Raw genomic sequence first — 17,088 nt, 5'->3', positions numbered from 1 at the left:
GATCAGCCCCCGGCCGGGATGGGCGATCGATTGCAATGTGCCGCGTCGTGCCGACATAGGTGGTCCTCCGCCAAGCCCCCTCTCGAATACATGGAACGCGACCCGTGCCGGTCCCCCCGCGTCCCCGTCACCGCGCGCGCCCTGCGGCGCTCGCGGTCCTCCTGCTCGTCTTCCTCGTGCCCACGGACGGGCAGGCGGCCCGCAGCCGAACCGCGCGCGTCGCGGAGCCCGCCGCTCCGGTGACGAGTTGGACCTCCAGCGAGCCGGAGAACCCCACCTGCCAGCGCACCCGGCGCAAGCTCTGGCAGGCCGACGAGGGCTGGGTGGTGCGCAGCATCACGGTCTGCCGGTAAGGCGTCCCGCGCACCGCCCGAATGCATCCGTGCAAAATTCATTTGCGCGAAATTGATGATCCGCCGGCGGTTGAACGTAGGACAATCGCCCGCGCTTCGCTAAAGCTTGCGGGGCACGCGTCGGATCGACCGTCGTCGGTCCTGTGCGAGGATCAAGGGTGCAGGATCGTCCGAGCCGAAGGGCATCGGGGGGAGCGTGGCCGGAGGGACGATTGAGTAGGACCGGCGATGCGCCCGAGACGGGGCCCGAGGCTCTGGCGCGCTACGACATCCTGGATACCGCGCCCGAGGACGCGTTCGAGGACATCGTGACGCTCGCATCCCGTCTGCTGGAGATGCCGGTCTCGCTGGTCTCCCTGATGGATACCGATCGCCAATGGTTCAAGGCCCGGGTCGGCTTCGCGCGCCCCGAGACCGCGCTCACGGAGTCGATCTGCGCTCACGCGGTGCGGCAGGACGGGCTCTTCGTCATCCCCGACACGACGCGGGATTCGCGCACCGCGGAAAACCCCCTCGTCACCGGCGAACCGCACGTCCGGTTCTACGCCGGCATGCCCCTGCGCACGCCGGAGGGGACGGCCCTGGGGACCCTCTGCGTCCTCGACACGCGGCCGCGCGAGCTCTCCGAGGCGCAGGGCTTCATCCTGCGCACCCTCGCCGGCCAGGTGATGACGGAGCTCAACCTGCGGCGCGCCCTGAAGGAGCGCCGCGCGAGCGACCGACACAATGCGGCGATCATCGGGAGCGCCATCGATTACGGCATCGTCACCCTGGATCTCGCCGGCCGTGTCACGAGCTGGAATCCAGGCGCCGAATGCGTCCTCGGCTGGAGCGAGGCCGAGATTCTGGGCCAGCCCGCCGACTTCTTCTTCACGCCGGAGGACCGGACGCGCGGAATACCCGATCACGAGATGCGCGTCGCCCGCGATCTCGGCCGGGCCAACGACGAGCGCTGGCACATCCGCAAGGACGGCTCGCGCTTCTGGGGCATGGGCGAGATGATGCCCCTCATGGATGAGGCGGACCGGCAGGTCGGCTATCTCAAGATCCTGCGCGACCGCACGGCCCAGCGCCAGGCGGACGAGGCCCTGCGCAAGCAGACGGCCCTCCTGCAGACCGTCACCGATCACCTCAGCGAGGCGGTGTTCCGCCTGAACGAGGACGACGTCGTCATTTTCGCCAATCCGGCCGCCGAGGCGATGCTCGGCTGGCCCCGCGGCAGCCTGATCGGCCGCAACCTCCACGACACGGCCCATCACCACCATCCCGACGGGCGGCCGTTCCCGCGCGAGGACTGCGAGGTCGTCCGCTCCCTTCGCAGCGGCGTCGCCCTGCGCGACCGCGAGGCGACGTTCTTCCGTCAGGACGGATCACCCATCGACGTCATCACCAGCAACGCCCCCATCGTCGAGGACGGGGTGGTGCAGGGCGCCGTCCTGACCCTGACGGACATCACCGAACGGAAAACGGCCAATGCCCGGCTGCGCCGGAGCGAGGAGCGCCTGAGCCTCGCCCTCAACGCGTCCGGCATGATCGGCACCTGGGACTGGGACCTGCGCGACGACGTGGTCTACGCCGATCCGAACTTCGCGCGGATCTACACCGTGGATCCGGAGCGCGCCGCCCTGGGCGCGCCCCTGGCGGACTACATCCGGAACTTCCACCCGGACGACCTGCCGCGATTCCAGGAGGAGCTCGACCGCCTCTTCGCGGGGGCCAAGGAATTTGCCTGCGAGTATCGGATCCTCCAGCCGGATGGCTCCCATCGCTGGGTGATCGCCCGCGGAAGCCTCGTGCGCGCCGCCGACGGGACGCCGCTGCGGTTTCCGGGGGCGTCGGTGGACATCACCGAGCGCAAGCGCGCCGAGGAGCGTCAGGCGGCCCTGGTCGAGCTCGGTGAGCGCCTGCGGGAGTTGCAGGATCCCGGCGAAATCGCGTTCGTGGCCGCCGAGATCGCGGGTCGGACCCTCGGCTTGACCCGCGCCGCCTACGGTGTCCTGGACGATTCGGGCGTCTATCTCGACATCATCCGGGACTGGACCGTGCCGGGGGCGAGCACCCTCGTCGGACGCCACCGCTACGCCGATTACGGCTCCTACCTGTCGGAGCTGCGCCAGGGGCGCGACGTCGTCATCGCGGACGTGGAGACCGACCCCCGCACCGCCGACCGATTCGAGGCTTTCCGCGCCCTCGACGTGCGCACCGTCATCAACCTGCCGCTGATGGAGCGCGGGCAGCTCGTGGCGGTGTTCTGCCTGCACGATTCGAAGCGGCGGGACTGGACGCCGGACATCCTCGATTTCGTGCGCAACGTCGTCGACCGCACCCGCGCCGCCGTGGCCCGCCTGCGGGCCGAGGAGCAGCAGGAGCTGGTCAACCGCGAACTCAGCCATCGGATGAAGAACCTGCTGGCGATGGTGCAGTCGATCGCGACCCAGACCATGCGCAGCGCCATCGATGTGGACACGGCCAAGGAGGTGCTCGCCGGCCGCCTCATCGCCCTGGGCCAAGCCCATGACCTGTTGATGGGCGGCGCCCTCGGCAGCACCCTGATCGGCCCGGTGGTGCGTGGCGCTTTGAAGCTGCACGAGGATCGCGCGGGCCGTTTCCGCCTCGACGGGCCGGACCTGGAGATCGGTGCCAAGCCGGCCCTGTCCCTGGCGCTGATGCTGCACGAGCTCGCCACCAACGCGGCCAAGTACGGGGCGCTCTCGGATGAGGATGGCCACGTGGCGATCCGCTGGGAGGTCCGCGACGAGGCCGGCGAGCCGACCCTCGCCTTCTCCTGGGCCGAGATCGGCGGCCCCCCGGTGACGCGGCCGACCCGCAAGGGGTTCGGCTCGCGCTTCATCGAGCGTGGGCTCGCCGGCCAGGTCGGCGGCACCATCGCCCTCGATTTCCCCGCCGACGGCGTCACCTGCGCCATCGCCGCGCCCCTGGCGGCCTTCCAGGCCGACGGCTGAGACGGGCTGCGCTCGATCGAAGCGGTCCCCGGATCGGCACGCCTGCGCGGCGCTCGAGCCAAGCCCGGATCCGCCCTCCGGAAGGGATCGAACGACTTTCGTATGAGTCGCCGCATGCCTGCGCCTCGACCCTGGACATTTCCTGGGCAGTGCCGTCTCGCGCGGCAATCCGGCGCCGTGGACCGCCGCAGGCGAAGGCCTGCGCATCGGGTCGGCGTGGCGAGGAACGGCATTCCGAAAAACTGGCACGTTCGGTGCTTGGCTCGATCCGTCGCCGGTCGGCGACGCGCGGAGCAAAGGCGCTCCGCATGCGGACGGCGTGAGTCCGGATCCCTTGGCATGAGCGGCCGCCCTGCGGCCGCGAACCTCGAGACGCACTCCATGGCCAGCTTCAAGACCGTGATGAAATCCGGTCATCCTCCGACCCTGTTCGCCGCCTTCCTCTACTTCGATTTCTGCTTCGCGATCTGGGTGCTCAACGGCGCCATGGGTCCGTTCATCACCGAGACCTACAAGCTGACCCCGGCCCAGACCGGATTCATGATCTCGCTGCCGATCCTGGCCGGTGCGATCATGCGCTTCCCGCTCGGGGTGCTGGCCCAGTATATCGGCCGCAAGAACGCCGCCATCACCGAAATGACGGTGATCATGTTCGCGATGGCCTTCGGCTTCTTCTACGTGAACACCTACGACGAGGTGCTCGCCATGGGCGTGCTCCTCGGCATCGCCGGGGCCTCCTTCGGCGTCGCCCTGTCCCTCGGCTCGGGCTGGTTCCCCAAGGAGCACAAGGGCCTCGCCATGGGCATCGCCGGGGCGGGCAATTCCGGCACCGTGCTGGCCGTGCTGTTCGCGCCGCCCCTGGCCCAGGCCTATGGCTGGCAGACCGTCTACGGCTTCGCCGGCTGCGTCATGGCGATCCCGCTCATCGTCATGATCGTCTTCGCCAAGGAGCCGCCGGACGCCGAGCACCAGTCCTTCCGGGAGCACGTCTCCTGCCTGTTCCAGAAGGACGGCTGGGCCTTCAACCTGATCTACATCATCACCTTCGGCGGCTTCATCGGCCTGTCGAACTTCCTGCCGACCTTCTTCTACGAGCAGTTCGCCGTGACCAAGGTCGAGGCCGGCCGGTTGACCATGCTGGCGGCGCTGATGGGATCCGGCATCCGCGTCGCCGGCGGCTACTTCGCCGACCGCCTCGGGGGCATCCTGGTGCTGTCCGTCGTGCTGATCGCCGCGGTGGGCTCGTTCCTGCTCCTGACCGCGTCGCCCTCCCTGGCGCTGACCACGGCCCTGTTCATGCTGTGCTTCGCCGCCCTCGGGGCCGGCAACGGCGCCCTGTTCCAGCTCGTGCCCCTGCGCTGGCCCGCCAACACGGCGGTGGCCGGCTCGATGATCGGCGAGGTCGGAGCCCTCGGCGGCGCCATCCTGCCCAACGTGATGGGCCTGTCGAAGCAGTATACCGGCTCCTTCGCCCTCGGCTTCGTCGGCTACGCCGTCTTCGCCGCGCTCGTGCTGGTCTGCCTGTTGGTGTGGCAGCGCAAATGGGTCGGCACCTGGGTCGGCCCGCGCGGCAAGGTGCTGACGCCGGGCACGCCGGAGCCCGCCGAGGCCGGCCGTCTCGGCCCGCTGACGGCCTGAACCGCGCCCCTCAGCCGATCTCCTCCGCCACCAGCGCGAAGGTCAGGACATCCACCGCCGCCGCGCCGCCGCGCAGGAGCACCCGCGCGGCGGCGTTGGCCGTCGCGCCGGTGGTCATCACGTCGTCGATCAGGAGAATGCGCCGCCCCTGCAGCCGGGGGCGCATCGACTCCGGCACCCGGAAGGCGCCCTGGAGGTTCGTCGCCCGGGCCACCCGGCTCAAGCCGACCTGCGGGCGCGTCGCCTTCACGCGCGCGAGGGCGCCCGGCTCGAAAGGCCGCCCGGCGATCCGGCCGATCCGGCGCGCCAGGAGCGCGGCCTGATTGAAGCGGCGGCGCCACAGGCGCCAGCGGTGGAGCGGCACCGGCACGAGGCAATCCGCGCGGGCGAGGAGCGCCGCGCCGGCCCCCGCCATCATTCCGGCGAGGACGGGGCCGAGATCCAGGCGGTCCTCATATTTCAGCCGGTGCACGAGGTCGCGGGCGACGCCCTCGTAGAGCGCCACCGCCCGCGCCTGTGCGAAGACCGGGGGATCGGCGATCGCGCGGGGGGACAGCAGGGCGCCGGTTCCGTGATCGACGGCGAAGGGGGTCCCGAAGCGATCGCAGCAAGGCGGCGCGATCAGGCGCAGCCCCGACCAGCAGCGGGCGCAGAGGGCGTGCGGGTCGGCAATGGCGCCGCCGCAGCCGGGGCAGGTCGGCGGATAGACGAGGGCGAGGCCGCCGCGGAGGGCGGCCCGCAATCCCGTGGTGACGGCGCGGGCGGCAGGAGCCATGACGGCCATCCTACCACCCGCGCCAAGCGGATGCGACCCCTGGTTGTTCTCAGCGGGCCTGCGGCTGCGGCTGGGCCGCGTTCTGCTCGCGGTCGCGCTTGTTGGCCTGGTGGCGGCCGACGGCGCAGCCGGCCGCGGCGCCGAGGACGCCATGACCCGCCACGTGGCCGGCGACGCCGCCCACGAGGGCGCCCTTGATGCAACCCTTGGCCTCGGCTCCGGTGGTGGCAAGGCTGATGCCCGCGAGGGTGAGGGCCGCGCCGAACAGGATGGACTTCATGGCGTCTGATCTCCTCGATTCGTCGTCGAATCGCTGGGCCTCAACAGCGAGGGACGGAGACACGTTCCGTCCCGGTAGCGGCTGGCGCCCGCGCCGTCGGCGCTCCATCTAGATCGTGATGACCGCGCCTCCGCTGTTCGATACGGGCCTCGCCCGCCGCCGCCTCGCCCGTGCCCACCGGGCCGGCTATGCCGACTTCCTGCTGCGCCGGGTCGTCGACGATCTCGACGACCGCCTCGGCGCGGTGCTGCGGACCTTCACGGAGGCCGTCGACCTCGGCACCCCCGCGTCCCTCGCCGCCGAGCGCCTGCGCGCCTCCGGCCGGGTCGGGCACGTCACCCGTCTGGCACCCCGGGCGGAGGCCGGCGCGGTGCTGGCCGACCCCGAAGCCCTGCCGCTGGCCCCCGCCCGGTTCGACCTCGCCGTCTCGCTCCTCGCCCTGCAGCACGTCAACGACCTGCCGGGTGCCCTGGCGCAGTTGCGCCGGGCTCTGCGCCCCGACGGGCTGTTCATCGGCTGCCTCCTCGGCGGCCGGACCCTGACCGAGCTGCGCCAGGTGTTCGGGCAGGCGGAGAGCGAGGTGGAGGGCGGCGTCAGCCCGCGCGTGGCCCCCTTCGCCGAGGTCCGCGAGATGGGCAGCCTGCTTCAGCGGGCCGGTTTCGCCCTGCCGGTCACCGACGTCGAGACCGTCACGGTGCGCTACCGCGATCCGATCGCGCTCATGCACGACCTGCGTGCCATGGGGCTGACCAACGTCCTGGTCGACCGCCGCCGGACCCCCCTGCGCCGCGAAACGCTTCTGCGGGCCGCCGCGCTCTACGCCGAGCGCTTCGCCGATCCGGACGGGCGCCTGCGTGCCAGCTTCGAGATCCTGTGGCTTTCCGGCTGGGCTCCGCACGAGAGCCAGCAGAAACCCCTGAAGCCGGGCACCGCCCAGACGCGCCTCGCCGAGGCCCTGGGCACCACCGAACGCAAGACCGAGGGACAGGAATCATGAGAGAGCCCGGACCCGACCATCCGATCACCGTCGCGCCGCATCCGGGGAAGTTGCGTCTCCGGCTCGCGGGGACGCTCATCGCGGAGACCGAGTCCGCTCTCGTGCTCACCGAGGCGAACTATCCGCCGGTCTTCTACATTCCGCGGGCCGATGCCCGATGGGCGCACTTCACCCCGAGCGCCCGCCACAGCCATTGCCCCTGCAAGGGTGACGCCCGCTACTTCACGCTGACGACGCCGGACGCCACCCGGCCGGACGCGGTCTGGAGCTACGAGGCACCCTATCCGGCGGTGGCCGCCATCGCCGGGCATCTCGCGTTCTATCCGGACAAGATCGACCCGATCGAGCAGGACTGAGCAGGCCCGGCCCTCAGTCCCGGACCTGGGACCAGAACGCGGCCTTGCGCCCGTGCAGCCGGCGCAGCGTGCCGCGGTAGGCCTCCGGATCCTCCGTCAGGCCGTCGAGGGCCTGGAGGTAGCGGGCGGCGTGGCCGTAGGCGGCGCTGCGCCCGTGCTCGAGGATGGAATCGATGAGCAGGCGGTAGAGCTCGGCCGCCGCCTCCGGCTGCGTCCGCTCCAGGGCCTCGGCGGCGGGCGCCAGGATCTCGTAGCGGCTCCCGTCCCAGCTGCCGCGATGGGCCATGACCAGGCGAGCGGCGCGGGTCGAATTCGGCCAGTGGGTTAGGAAGGCGAGCGCCCGGTAGCGATCGGGATGAGCCTGCGCCTGATCGAAGGCCCGATCTAGCGCCGCGTCGTCCTCGAAGTCGGGCAGCTTGGCGAGGTAGGCCCGCAGCATCGCGGGGTCGAGGTTGCGCCCGAAGGCATCCCAACGCAGGGCCTGCGCGGCCTGCGTCTGGCCGAGGCTGTCCAGAATGCGGATCTCCACGGCCTGTCGCGCGCGTTCCGGGGCATCGGGGTCGAAATGCCCGGTGAGCAGTGCCTCCCGGGTGACCACCACCGGTCCCCGCTTCTGCGGACGGCGAATCCAGTCCAGGGCCTCCGGGGCCCGGCCCGCCGCCAGCAGACGCTCGGCGATCCGCACCCGGTCCGGCTGTTCGGGCGACACCGCCTGCTCGAAGGCGATGAAGGCATCGACGTCGCCGGCCCGGTCGGCGAGGGCTTGGCGCATGCGCACGAGGCGGCTGCGGGCGAGCTGAGACGCCCACGCCTTCTCGCCGCCGGTCCGGGCTTCCGAAGCCGGGGGCGTGGCGTCCGCGAGGGCCGCGTCGAGGGGGGGCAGGGCTGCCTCCGGCAGCCGCGGGATCAGGTCCTGCAGCAGGGTCTCCACGAAGCCGTACCCGTCGGCGCCGAGGCGGATCACCAGCCCCGTGGCGACCCCGGCCGCCGCCTCCGCGGGGAGATCGACGATGAGGGAAGCGGCCGCGTCGACCGCCCGTTCGTAGACCCCGTGGATGCGCCCGCTCGAATCCTCCGCGCGTCCAAGGACGTCGTTGGCCCCGCCGAGGAAGCGGATCAGCCGGTCGAGGGCCGCCCGCGGGTCCAGGGCGGCGAGCTCGGTCACCACCGTGGTGAGCATGGCGTCGAGATCGGCGGCGAAGGCCCGCTGCTTCTGCCAGTCGATGTAGCCCTGGCCCCGCTCCAGGGCGGTGAGCCGCCGGTCGATCAGCGCCGCGATGGCGTCCGGCCCCTGCAGGCTCGCCACCGCCGCGGTCACCAGCTTTTTGAAGGTCGGGTTCCGCGCCGTCTCCGACAGGACGAGGCCGATCAAGCGCTCCAGCCCGAGCGCGGTCAGGGTCTCGGGGCTCGGCGTGGTCTTTCGCGAGGCGCGCTTAGGCTTGCTCGCGGCGCGCTTGGGCTCGCTCGCGGCGCGCTCGGGCTTGCTCGCGGGGGACGTGTCCGCAACGGGCGGCCGAACGGCCGCCGCCTTCGTCGCCGGTTTCGCCGCTGCCCTGCGTGCCATACACCGTTCTCCCTCTCCCGACGGGACGAGTCGTTTCCCGACAGGGCAGATCGCGCCGGACGGGATCTGCCCGTCAGAACTGGATCAGGGTCCGAGCAGATCCAGCAGGAAGGGAATCAGCGGCGCATCGGCCGGCGGCATCGGCTGGTCCTTGAGGTCGCGCGGACGCACCCACTTCAGCGCCTGCCCCTCCATGGAGCGCGGCAACCCGTCCCAGCGCCGGCAGATGTAGAGCGGCATCAGGAGGTGGAAGTCCGGATAGGCGTGGCTCGCGAAGGTGAGGGGGGCGAGGCAGGCCTCCTGCACGGTGATGCCGAGTTCCTCGGCGAGCTCGCGGATCAGGGTCTCCTCCGGCCGCTCGCCCGGGTCGACCTTGCCGCCGGGAAATTCCCAGAGGCCGGCGAGCTGCTTGCCGGGCGGGCGCTGGGCGAGGAGCACGCGTCCATCGGTGTCGACCAGCGCGACGGCGACGACGAGGAGGATGCGCAGGGGCGCGGGCGTCGCCGGGGTCATGGGGCGATCGCGAAGGTCGCGGCGACATCGGCGGCGGTCTCGATGGTGCCGGCGACGAGGGGCACCGGCGTGCCGCCGCGCTTGGCGCGCATCGGCGCGGGCGCCGCGAAGGCGATCGGCGGCCCCGAGGCCGTCGCCGGGGACTGGATCGACACCACCCGCCCGAGGGTGACGCCGGCCGCCTCGGCCAGCCGTTCGGCCTGGGTCCGCGCATCCTTCATCGCCGCGCTGCGCACGGCGCTTTCGGCCGCGTCGGGATCGCGCAGGCCGAAGCCGACGCCGTCGATGCGGTTCGCCCCCCCGTCGAGGGCCCGCCGCATCAGGTCGCCGAGGCGCCCCATATCGGCGAGGCGCACCCGCACCGTGTTGGCGGCGCGGTAGCCGTCCGGCTTCTCGGCGAAGGACCCGTCCGCCTGTCGGACTGAGCGGGTGACCGGCTGCAGCGTCACCGCGGAGGTGCCGAGATCCGCCTCCGGCACCTTGAAGTCGGCGGCCAGCGCCAGGATCGCCTTCGCGGCGGTGCTGGCGCCGTCGAGGGCGGCGGCCGGGGTCGCGCCCCTGGCCTCGACGCCGATCTCCACCGAGGCGAAGTCCGGTGCCACTTCGGAGCGGGCGCGTCCGACGACGCTGATCCGGCCCTCGGCGAGCCCCGGCCTGTCCTCGGCCCGCGCCGCGCCCGGGACGTCGAGTAGGGCGAGCGCCAGGAAGGCGGAGACGGCGACCGCCTGGGTGCGCCTCATGAGCGGTAATCCCCGTTGATCTCGATGTAGAGCTTGGTCAGGTCGCAGGTCCAGACGCGTGCGCTGCCCTCGCCGAGACCGAGATCGACCCGCACGGTGACGTCGGACTCGCGCATCACGGCGCTCGCCGCCGCTTCGCTGTAATCGGGATCGCGGGCGCCCGCGCGCGCCACGCGCACGTCGCCGAACCAGATCGCGAGGCGGTCGCGGTCGGCCGGCTCGCCGGCCTTGCCCACCGCCATCACCACCCGGCCCCAGTTGGCATCCTCGCCCGCGATGGCGGTCTTCACCAGGGGCGAGTTGGCGATCGACATCGCGATGCGGTGGGCCGAGGCGTCGCTGGTCGCCCCCGTGACCCGCACGGTGACGAATTTGCGGGCCCCCTCGCCATCCCGGGCGACGAGCTGGGCCAGATCGACTAGGAGGTCGTCGAGGGCGGCGCGGAACCCGGAGAGGCGCGGATCGCCGGCGTCGGACATCGCGGCGTTGCCGGCCGCGCCCGTCGCGAACAGCATCAGGGTGTCGGAGGTGGAGGTGTCGCCGTCGACGGTCACGCAGTTGAAGCTGGTGGCCGTGCCGGCGGAGAGGAGCGCCTGGAGCACCCCCTGGGGCAGGGCGGCATCGGTGAAGACGAAGCTCAGCATCGTCGCCATGTCGGGGGCGATCATGCCCGCGCCCTTGGCGATGCCGTTGAGGGTGACGGTGACGCCGTCGATGGTGGCCCGGCGCGTGGCGAGCTTGGGGAAGGTGTCGGTGGTCATGATGGCCTGGGCGGCCGCGGCCCAAGCCTCGGCGCCGTCCCGGGTCCGCCCGGCGCAGTCGGCCAGCACGCCCTCGAACTTGGTGGCGTCGAGGGGCTCGCCGATCACGCCGGTGGAAGCGATGAAGATCTCCTCCGGCCGGCACTGTGCCGCCTCGGCGGCGATCCGGGCCGTCAGTGCAACGGCCTCGCGCCCGCGCAGGCCCGTGAAGGCATTGGCGTTGCCGGAATTCACCACGAGGGCTCGGGCACCCGCACTGCCCAGCGCCTCGCGGCACCAATCCACCGGAGCGGAGGGGCATTTCGAGCGGGTGAACACGCCGGCCGCCTGCGTGCCCGCGGCGAGCGCCACGTAGAGCACGTCGGTCCGCCCGGAATAGCGGATGCCCGCCTGCGCGGTCGCGAGCCCGACGCCGCGAATCGCCGGGAGCTGCGGTTGTGTGTGGGGCGCCAGCGGCGAGACGGGGGGGCTCTTGGCAGACGACATGGGCGAGGGCTCCGGATCTCTGCGGCCGTCTCGGGCGCGCGGCGAGGCCGGTGTTGCCCCGCGCGCGCCGTCCGCGTCAACCGCGACCACCGTCATCCCCCTGTCGCATCGGACGCGCCGGCCACGAGTCCTGTCAGACCAGGGACTTGTCCAGGGGATCCGCTTGCAGACCTGAGCCAGTGCTGCGGTGCAGCATCGTGTCGTGCGGGAGTTCTCCGGGTCGACGGTCCGGGACATCAGACGAAGGCGGGCCCGAAAGACACTCGCCTCGGCAGGATGGGGGGCTTGTCTGTACGAGCGAACGTGACATAGCATGCTGCGACGCACAGTTTCCGAGGTGATCGGCACGGATGTCCAGGCGCGAGGGGGGAGTCTCGACTATGGAACGACCGACTTCGCCAGGTGGCGCCTACGGCGTTCAGGTTCTGATCGCCGGTCGCCAGAAGCATTGGCGCGATGAGGTGACGTCGCAGATTCGACGAGCGGGCTTCGCGGCCACCACGGTGGATTGCGGCGTCGACGCGATGACGGTCCTGGCCCTCGGCCTTCCCGTCGATGTTCTCGTGACGGACGTCAGCCTGCAGGGCAAGCTCTGCTGCCAGAAGCTGGCCTTGGAAGCCCGTGCTCTACGCCCGGACCTTCGCATCGTCTTTGCCAGCGACCTGGAATCGCTGGCGAGCGAAGACGATCCGACGCCGTGGCTCGAGGAGCTGTTCGACGCCCAATTCCCCGACGACCGCGACGGCCTGATCGCGGTCCGGCGCATCGACAACGTCGCCAGCACGGTGCGGGACGCTCTGCGCAGCCCTGCCTGATCTCATCCGCCTTCGCTGCACGCGACCGGCTCTTCGAAACCGTCCCCTTCGGGATCGACCGGCGGTGCCGTTGGCCTCCGATTGGCGAGCCGAATACCCCAACGACGTGACAGTTTTCTGACGGTCCGTTGCGGGTCAGACCTGCGATGCCCGGAAACGAAAAACGCCCTCGCAGGGATGCGAAGGCGTCCGTTCAACCCATCCGGGCCGGATCACTGCGCCTTGGGGGCGTCCGCCGGCTTCGGATTGGCATCCGTGTTCGTCTTGGTGGCATCCGCATTGGGCTTGGCCTTGCCGAGGTAGACGTATTCCGGCGCGGCGCGGAGCTGGTCCTTGTTGGTGTCGATGGTCGCCTTCAGGGTGGTGTCGTCGACGCGGACGAGCTTCATGGCGCTCGGGTCGATGGCCACGTACTTCGTGCCGATCCCGAGGAAGCCGCCGACGCCGACCACCCACGACTTGACCGTATTCTTCTCGTCGAGCACGACGTCGGCGATCTCGCCGATGGTCTCGTTGGCGGCGTTCTGGATGGTCAGGCCAACCAGCTTCGACGTGACCATGTCGCTCTTGTTCTGCACCACGAAGGTGGGGCGCAGATCGTTGGCGAGGGTCGCGGGGGCGGCCTGGACCGGTGCCGGCGAGGCGGCGGGCGCGGTGGCATCCGGCGACTGAGCGAGAGCGAGGGTGGCGCTGGCAGCGAGGAGAGTCGTGCCGAGCAACAGGCTGCGCATGGACGAAGTCTTTCGAAAGGTCGGGCCGAAGGGCGAACGAGGGGGGCCGTGGTGCCACAGCTCAAGTTCAAGCTTCCGCCAAAGGTTCCCGCGATCCGGCATGGTGAATGGACGAACGCCGGTCGGGCCTTAGATTTCTCGGTCCAAGGGGCGGCGGAACCGGTCCGCGCGCCCGTAACGGGGTGCCGCACCATGTCGAACGTCCTGCTGCCCAACGCCCGGCCCGCCAACGCCCGGCTCGCGCGGTTGCCGCGCCGTCACGCCCTCGCGTTGCTCGGTGGGGCCCTCGTCTGCGGAGTCCGCCCGGCCGTGGCCGACGCCAGGAAGGCGGGCGACTTCGCCTTCGAGACGCCGGAGGGCGGAACCCTGCCGCTCTCGGCCTATGCCGGTCGGCCCATCCTCGTGGTCAATACGGCTACGGCCTGCGGCTATGCCGGGCAATTCACGGGGCTGCAGGGCCTCTGGACCCGCTTCGGTGACCGGGGCCTCACCGTCATCGCAGTGCCGTCGCCCGATTTCGGCAACCAGGAACCCCTGGACGGCGTCGCCATCGCGGAGGCCGCCCGCAAGAACCATGGCGTGACCTTCCCTGTCACCGCCAAGACCCATGTCCGGGGTCCCGCCGCGCATCCGTTCTATCGCTGGGCGGCCGCCGAGAAGCCCGGCAGCACGCCCGGCTGGAACTTCCATAAGTATCTGGTCGACCGCGACGGCAGCCTGATCGGCGCCTTCCCGTCCTCGGTCGAGCCCAACGATCCGCGCATCGTCACCGCGATCGCCAACGCGCTGCCCGCCGCCTGAGCGTTCAGCGCGGGATGTCCCGGGGCGGGCGCAGGGACCCCGGTGGAGGCGGTGCGCGGCGGGGGCGCCGGGCCCGCTCCGACGTCCCGCGCACCGGCGGCGAGGCGTAGTTCGAGGCGAAGGGATTGGCCGGGGTGCGATCGGCGCTGCCGAATAGGCTGAACTCCGCCCGGGCGCCCTGGTCCGCGCCCAGCAGCGTCAGGAGGAGAGCGAGGCAAAGGCGGCGCATGCGTGTTCCCGGGGTCGGCTGACTGCCTTGTCCCGATATCGCAAACCCCCACATCCCGCGAGAGGCCGCCCCGGAATCACCCTGAGATCCGGGCTGGCGCGGGACGGGTCGAGGAACGGGATGATGAAGCCGCACCGGTTCGAGCAGGCGGGTATCGTCTTCGAGATCGCCTTCGAGCGGGCGCCGGAGGGCTGGGTCGCCCATATCCGCCGCTCCGATAGCGAAACCACCCACGCGATCGGGTTTCCCGATGGGCCGGGCTACGACCCCGCCGATGTGCGCGGTTCGCTGATCGCGGGCTGCGCGGCGGCGCTTCCCAACCTGTCCTGGGCGAGCCCGACCCGACACTGAGCGGAACCTCCCGAACCGCCCCGTGTTCGCCCTCCCGGATGCTGCGCTCGCAGACGCGCGGGTGCGTGAAACGGGAAGGAACAGCCGATGTCCGAGATCACCTATCGCATCGTCGAGCACGATGGCGGCTTCGCCTACAAGGTCGGCGACGTGTTCTCAGAGACCTATCCGAGCCATGACGAGGCCCTGCAGGCGGCCCAGGCCGCTGCGGCCGAGCAGCAGGTTCCGGGTTCGACGGAGGGCATCCGCTACCAGGACAGCCAGGGCGCCTGGCACGACGAGACCGCCCAGGGCAACGATCGTCCGACGGCGCGCGTGGTCGATTGACGTCCGGTCCCGGTCCGGCGGCGCTCAGGCTGAGCGTCGCCGGGGCGGGGTCCCACCAGCCGGCCAGGCGGCCAGGGCCGGCTCGACCTCGAGGCCCGGTCCGGTCCCCGCGCGAGGGGGCGCACCCTCGCATTTGGTGCGGTTGCGCCCCGCCGACTTCGCCCGGTAGAGCGCCGCATCGGCGGCCTCCACCAGGGCGGCCGGGGTCTCCGCGCCGTCCGGGCTCGCCGCGACGCCGACGCTGACGGTGACGTGGTCCAGGCCGTCGCCGCGCCCGGCATGGGGCAGGGCGAGGGCATTGAGCGACTGGCGGACCCGCTCCGCCAGGACGATGGCCGCCGCGCTGTCGAGGCCCGGCAGCAACAGGGCGAATTCCTCGCCGCCGTAGCGCGACACGAGGTCGGCGGTCCCGCTGACCCGGGCGGTCAGCAGCCGCGAGATCTCGCACAGGCAAGCGTCGCCCGCCCCGTGTCCGTAATGGTCATTGAAGCGCTTGAAGTGGTCGACATCCACCAGCATCAGGGCGAACGGATCGCCGTCGCGGGAGGCCTGCCACAGGGCTTCGAGACGCTGCGAGAAGGCCCTCCGATTGGCGAGGCCCGTGAGCGGGTCCGTGGTCGAGAGACGGGTCAGCCGGGCGTTGGCGACCACGAGCTGCTGCGCCCGCAAGGATTCCCGCAGCGTGTAGAGGTAGTTGCGTCGGTTGGCGCTCTCGATCTCATGCGCGGCCCCCAGACTGAAGGCGATGCCGATCAGCATGTCGAGCCGGACCAGGCCTGCCAGATCCGGGGCAATCTCCGGGTGGGCGGCGATGGCGAGGCCACCGGCGAGCGCGGTCGTGCCGGAGACGATGCAGGCCCAGGTGAACCGGAGTGCCAGGGAGATGTTGGCGAAGATCACCGTCAGCCAGATCGCCGTGGTCGCGTGGGCGACGTTGGGTCCGTGGCCGAGCCAGAGCGTGAGCACCGGGATCGTCACCGCTGCCAGGACGCCGAGGCCGCACAGGGCCTCCCGAATGGGGGCGCTCACCCGGCTCAGGCCCACGAAGATCCCGATGGCCAGCGGCGTCATCACGGCGAACCGCAGGACCAGGTTCAGCATCGCGACGTCGGGCGTGGTGACGAAGGCGGCCCCGGCATAGAGGTGGAAGACCGCGAGGCCGATGAGGGTGGTGCGCCGCAGGTGCCGAACCCGCCGGCGTCCGGTCTCCGCCTCGAACCGGCTTTCGAGTTCGGCCGGGAAGACGAGGCGCCAGCGCGTCGCCTGCAGCGTCCGTTCGATGAGCGCCAGCAGACGGTCGCTGGCGCGAAACGACAGGGAGCCCGGATCGTCGGACGATCGGGCAGCAGACGAAGCGATCACGCGCGGAAAAATCCATGGGCAAGCGGGCGGCGGGCAGGCGGGCGGCGGGCAGGCGAGCCACTTCGGCTCCCGGGCGAAGAGTTCGGTTCCCGGGCGAAGAGTTCGGCCCCCGGGCCAAGAGTTCGGCTTCCGGGCCAAGCGTTCGGCTCCCGGGCCAAGCGTTCGGCCCCACGGGCAAGAGTGACCGCAACTCCTGTCGGCATGCTTGCCCCGATCGCTAAAATCCGAGCGATCGATGGCACAGAATGACCAGGACGTGCAAAAATGTATCTCACAATCTTGGGATGTGACGGTGCCCGACCGAATGGACGATTGCCTCCCGGGGGCCACCTCGTGCATGCCTCGTCCAGATCCGGGCGCGCGCCGCCGCGGACCGCGTTCGGGGCTGCCCGTCGCCACCCCTCGACCCGGATCTCTACGCCTTCTGGAGCCTGCCCGTGACCCTCTCGAACCCACGCCAGCCCGACCACGACATCGATCCGCTCTTCCTCGAGCGCTGGTCCCCGCGCGCCTTCACGGGTGAGGCCGTGCCGGAATCCGAGCTTCTGCGGATGATCGAGGCCGCCCGCTGGGCGCCGTCCTCCTACAACTCCCAGCCCTGGCGCTTCGTCTACGCCCTGCGCGGAACCCCCGCCTGGGAGACCTTCCTCGACCTGCTGGTGCCGGGAAACCGCAAGTGGGCGGAGGGGGCCGGCGCCCTCGTCATCCTGGTCTCGAGCAAGCTGATGAAGACCGGTGACGGCCTGACGCCCTCGGCGAGCCATTCCCTCGACACCGGGGCCGCCTCGGCGAACTTCCAGCTCCAGGCGATCCGCCAGGGCTGGCACGTGCACGGCATGGGCGGGTTCGACAAGGCGCGCTCCGTCACCGTGCTCAACGTGCCGCCGGATCATCAGGTCGAGGCGGCCTACGCCGTCGGGCGCGCGGCGAACCCGGCCGATCTCACCGAGGAGCAGCGGGCCAAGGAGGTGCCGAACGGCCGGCGGCCGATCAGCGACTTCGCCTTCGCCGGTGCCTTCAAGGCCCGCGAAGCCTGAGTCGTCCGC

19 protein-coding genes are annotated in these 17,088 nt (G+C 71.2%); 10 read left to right on the top strand and 9 right to left on the bottom strand.

Translation table 11 applies throughout. The features are described from left to right. The first annotated feature begins 104 nt into the window (after positions 1 to 104). The 3 genes from AC6EUL_RS05160 (at position 105) to AC6EUL_RS05150 (ending at position 4,954) form a co-directional block, all read left to right on the top strand. Positions 105 to 353: a hypothetical protein gene (locus AC6EUL_RS05160; protein WP_056381334.1), complete on the top strand. Its 249-nt coding sequence runs from the start codon at positions 105 to 107 to the stop codon at positions 351 to 353. 212 nt (positions 354 to 565) lie between these two features. After that, entirely contained in the window at positions 566 to 3,316 is a 2,751-nt protein-coding gene (locus AC6EUL_RS05155) for a PAS domain S-box protein (RefSeq protein ID WP_499869218.1), read from the top strand. A gap of 381 nt (positions 3,317 to 3,697) precedes the next feature. After that, complete coding sequence (locus tag AC6EUL_RS05150) at positions 3,698 to 4,954, top strand: MFS transporter (RefSeq protein ID WP_056275699.1); 1,257 nt, start codon at positions 3,698 to 3,700, stop codon at positions 4,952 to 4,954. A 10-nt stretch (positions 4,955 to 4,964) separates the two neighbouring features. On the opposite strand, the gene AC6EUL_RS05145 is transcribed toward AC6EUL_RS05150, so the two are convergent. Further along, complete coding sequence (locus AC6EUL_RS05145) at positions 4,965 to 5,729, bottom strand: ComF family protein (protein WP_499869216.1); 765 nt, start codon at positions 5,727 to 5,729, stop codon at positions 4,965 to 4,967. 49 nt (positions 5,730 to 5,778) lie between these two features. After that, positions 5,779 to 6,009, bottom strand: a complete 231-nt coding sequence (locus tag AC6EUL_RS05140) for a hypothetical protein (protein ID WP_499869214.1) — start codon at positions 6,007 to 6,009, stop codon at positions 5,779 to 5,781. A gap of 118 nt (positions 6,010 to 6,127) precedes the next feature. On the opposite strand from AC6EUL_RS05140, the gene AC6EUL_RS05135 reads away from it, so the two are divergent. Together AC6EUL_RS05135 and AC6EUL_RS05130 are read left to right on the top strand one after the other, a co-directional pair. Next, positions 6,128 to 7,006: a methyltransferase domain-containing protein gene (locus tag AC6EUL_RS05135; RefSeq protein ID WP_499869212.1), complete on the top strand. Its 879-nt coding sequence runs from the start codon at positions 6,128 to 6,130 to the stop codon at positions 7,004 to 7,006. After that, positions 7,003 to 7,362: a DUF427 domain-containing protein gene (locus tag AC6EUL_RS05130; protein ID WP_499869210.1), complete on the top strand. Its 360-nt coding sequence runs from the start codon at positions 7,003 to 7,005 to the stop codon at positions 7,360 to 7,362. The genes AC6EUL_RS05135 and AC6EUL_RS05130 overlap by 4 nt, the downstream gene beginning before the upstream one ends. A 13-nt stretch (positions 7,363 to 7,375) precedes the next feature. Here AC6EUL_RS05130 and AC6EUL_RS05125 read toward each other — a convergent pair whose 3' ends face one another. From AC6EUL_RS05125 to argJ, 4 genes are all read right to left on the bottom strand, one after another. After that, a complete protein-coding gene (locus AC6EUL_RS05125; protein ID WP_499869208.1) occupies positions 7,376 to 8,926 on the bottom strand; it encodes a DUF6880 family protein in 1,551 nt (516 codons plus the stop codon). A gap of 84 nt (positions 8,927 to 9,010) precedes the next feature. After that, complete coding sequence (gene mutT / locus AC6EUL_RS05120) at positions 9,011 to 9,439, bottom strand: 8-oxo-dGTP diphosphatase MutT (protein WP_499869206.1); 429 nt, start codon at positions 9,437 to 9,439, stop codon at positions 9,011 to 9,013. Beyond that, on the bottom strand, positions 9,436 to 10,179 hold the full coding sequence (locus AC6EUL_RS05115) for an SIMPL domain-containing protein (protein ID WP_499869204.1): 744 nt from the start codon (positions 10,177 to 10,179) through the stop codon (positions 9,436 to 9,438). The genes mutT and AC6EUL_RS05115 overlap by 4 nt, the downstream gene beginning before the upstream one ends. Further along, a complete protein-coding gene (argJ, locus tag AC6EUL_RS05110) occupies positions 10,176 to 11,426 on the bottom strand; it encodes a bifunctional glutamate N-acetyltransferase/amino-acid acetyltransferase ArgJ (protein ID WP_499869202.1) in 1,251 nt (416 codons plus the stop codon). Before argJ ends, AC6EUL_RS05115 begins: the two co-directional genes overlap by 4 nt. Before the next feature lie 380 nt (positions 11,427 to 11,806). On the opposite strand from argJ, the gene AC6EUL_RS05105 reads away from it, so the two are divergent. Next, positions 11,807 to 12,241 (top strand): response regulator, encoded by a 435-nt coding sequence (locus AC6EUL_RS05105; protein ID WP_056214943.1) that lies wholly within the window; start codon positions 11,807 to 11,809, stop codon positions 12,239 to 12,241. Between the two features lie 212 nt (positions 12,242 to 12,453). On the opposite strand, the gene AC6EUL_RS05100 is transcribed toward AC6EUL_RS05105, so the two are convergent. Beyond that, positions 12,454 to 12,972 carry a PRC-barrel domain-containing protein gene (locus AC6EUL_RS05100; RefSeq protein ID WP_056214946.1) on the bottom strand — a complete coding sequence of 173 codons (519 nt, stop codon included), beginning with the start codon at positions 12,970 to 12,972 and terminating at the stop codon, positions 12,454 to 12,456. A gap of 192 nt (positions 12,973 to 13,164) precedes the next feature. Here AC6EUL_RS05100 and AC6EUL_RS05095 point away from each other — a divergent pair, with 192 nt between their 5' ends. After that, on the top strand, positions 13,165 to 13,773 hold the full coding sequence (locus AC6EUL_RS05095; RefSeq protein WP_056275460.1) for a glutathione peroxidase: 609 nt from the start codon (positions 13,165 to 13,167) through the stop codon (positions 13,771 to 13,773). A gap of 4 nt (positions 13,774 to 13,777) precedes the next feature. On the opposite strand, the gene AC6EUL_RS05090 is transcribed toward AC6EUL_RS05095, so the two are convergent. Beyond that, complete coding sequence (locus AC6EUL_RS05090) at positions 13,778 to 14,002, bottom strand: hypothetical protein (protein WP_056275463.1); 225 nt, start codon at positions 14,000 to 14,002, stop codon at positions 13,778 to 13,780. Positions 14,003 to 14,122: 120 nt separating this feature from the next. Here AC6EUL_RS05090 and AC6EUL_RS05085 point away from each other — a divergent pair, with 120 nt between their 5' ends. Together AC6EUL_RS05085 and AC6EUL_RS05080 are read left to right on the top strand one after the other, a co-directional pair. Further along, positions 14,123 to 14,353, top strand: a complete 231-nt coding sequence (locus AC6EUL_RS05085; protein WP_244472713.1) for a hypothetical protein — start codon at positions 14,123 to 14,125, stop codon at positions 14,351 to 14,353. An 87-nt stretch (positions 14,354 to 14,440) separates the two neighbouring features. After that, positions 14,441 to 14,680: a hypothetical protein gene (locus tag AC6EUL_RS05080; protein ID WP_056275467.1), complete on the top strand. Its 240-nt coding sequence runs from the start codon at positions 14,441 to 14,443 to the stop codon at positions 14,678 to 14,680. Positions 14,681 to 14,704: 24 nt separating this feature from the next. On the opposite strand, the gene AC6EUL_RS05075 is transcribed toward AC6EUL_RS05080, so the two are convergent. After that, positions 14,705 to 16,042 carry a GGDEF domain-containing protein gene (locus tag AC6EUL_RS05075; RefSeq protein ID WP_499869198.1) on the bottom strand — a complete coding sequence of 446 codons (1,338 nt, stop codon included), beginning with the start codon at positions 16,040 to 16,042 and terminating at the stop codon, positions 14,705 to 14,707. A 437-nt stretch (positions 16,043 to 16,479) separates the two neighbouring features. Here AC6EUL_RS05075 and AC6EUL_RS05070 point away from each other — a divergent pair, with 437 nt between their 5' ends. Next, positions 16,480 to 17,079 carry a nitroreductase family protein gene (locus tag AC6EUL_RS05070; RefSeq protein ID WP_056352603.1) on the top strand — a complete coding sequence of 200 codons (600 nt, stop codon included), beginning with the start codon at positions 16,480 to 16,482 and terminating at the stop codon, positions 17,077 to 17,079. The last annotated feature ends 9 nt before the right edge of the window (positions 17,080 to 17,088 follow it).

The organism is Methylobacterium sp. 001424705 (assembly GCF_059816145.1).
The sequence above is the reverse complement of the archived record's forward strand: the minus strand, read 5'-3'. Positions and strand labels throughout refer to the sequence as shown.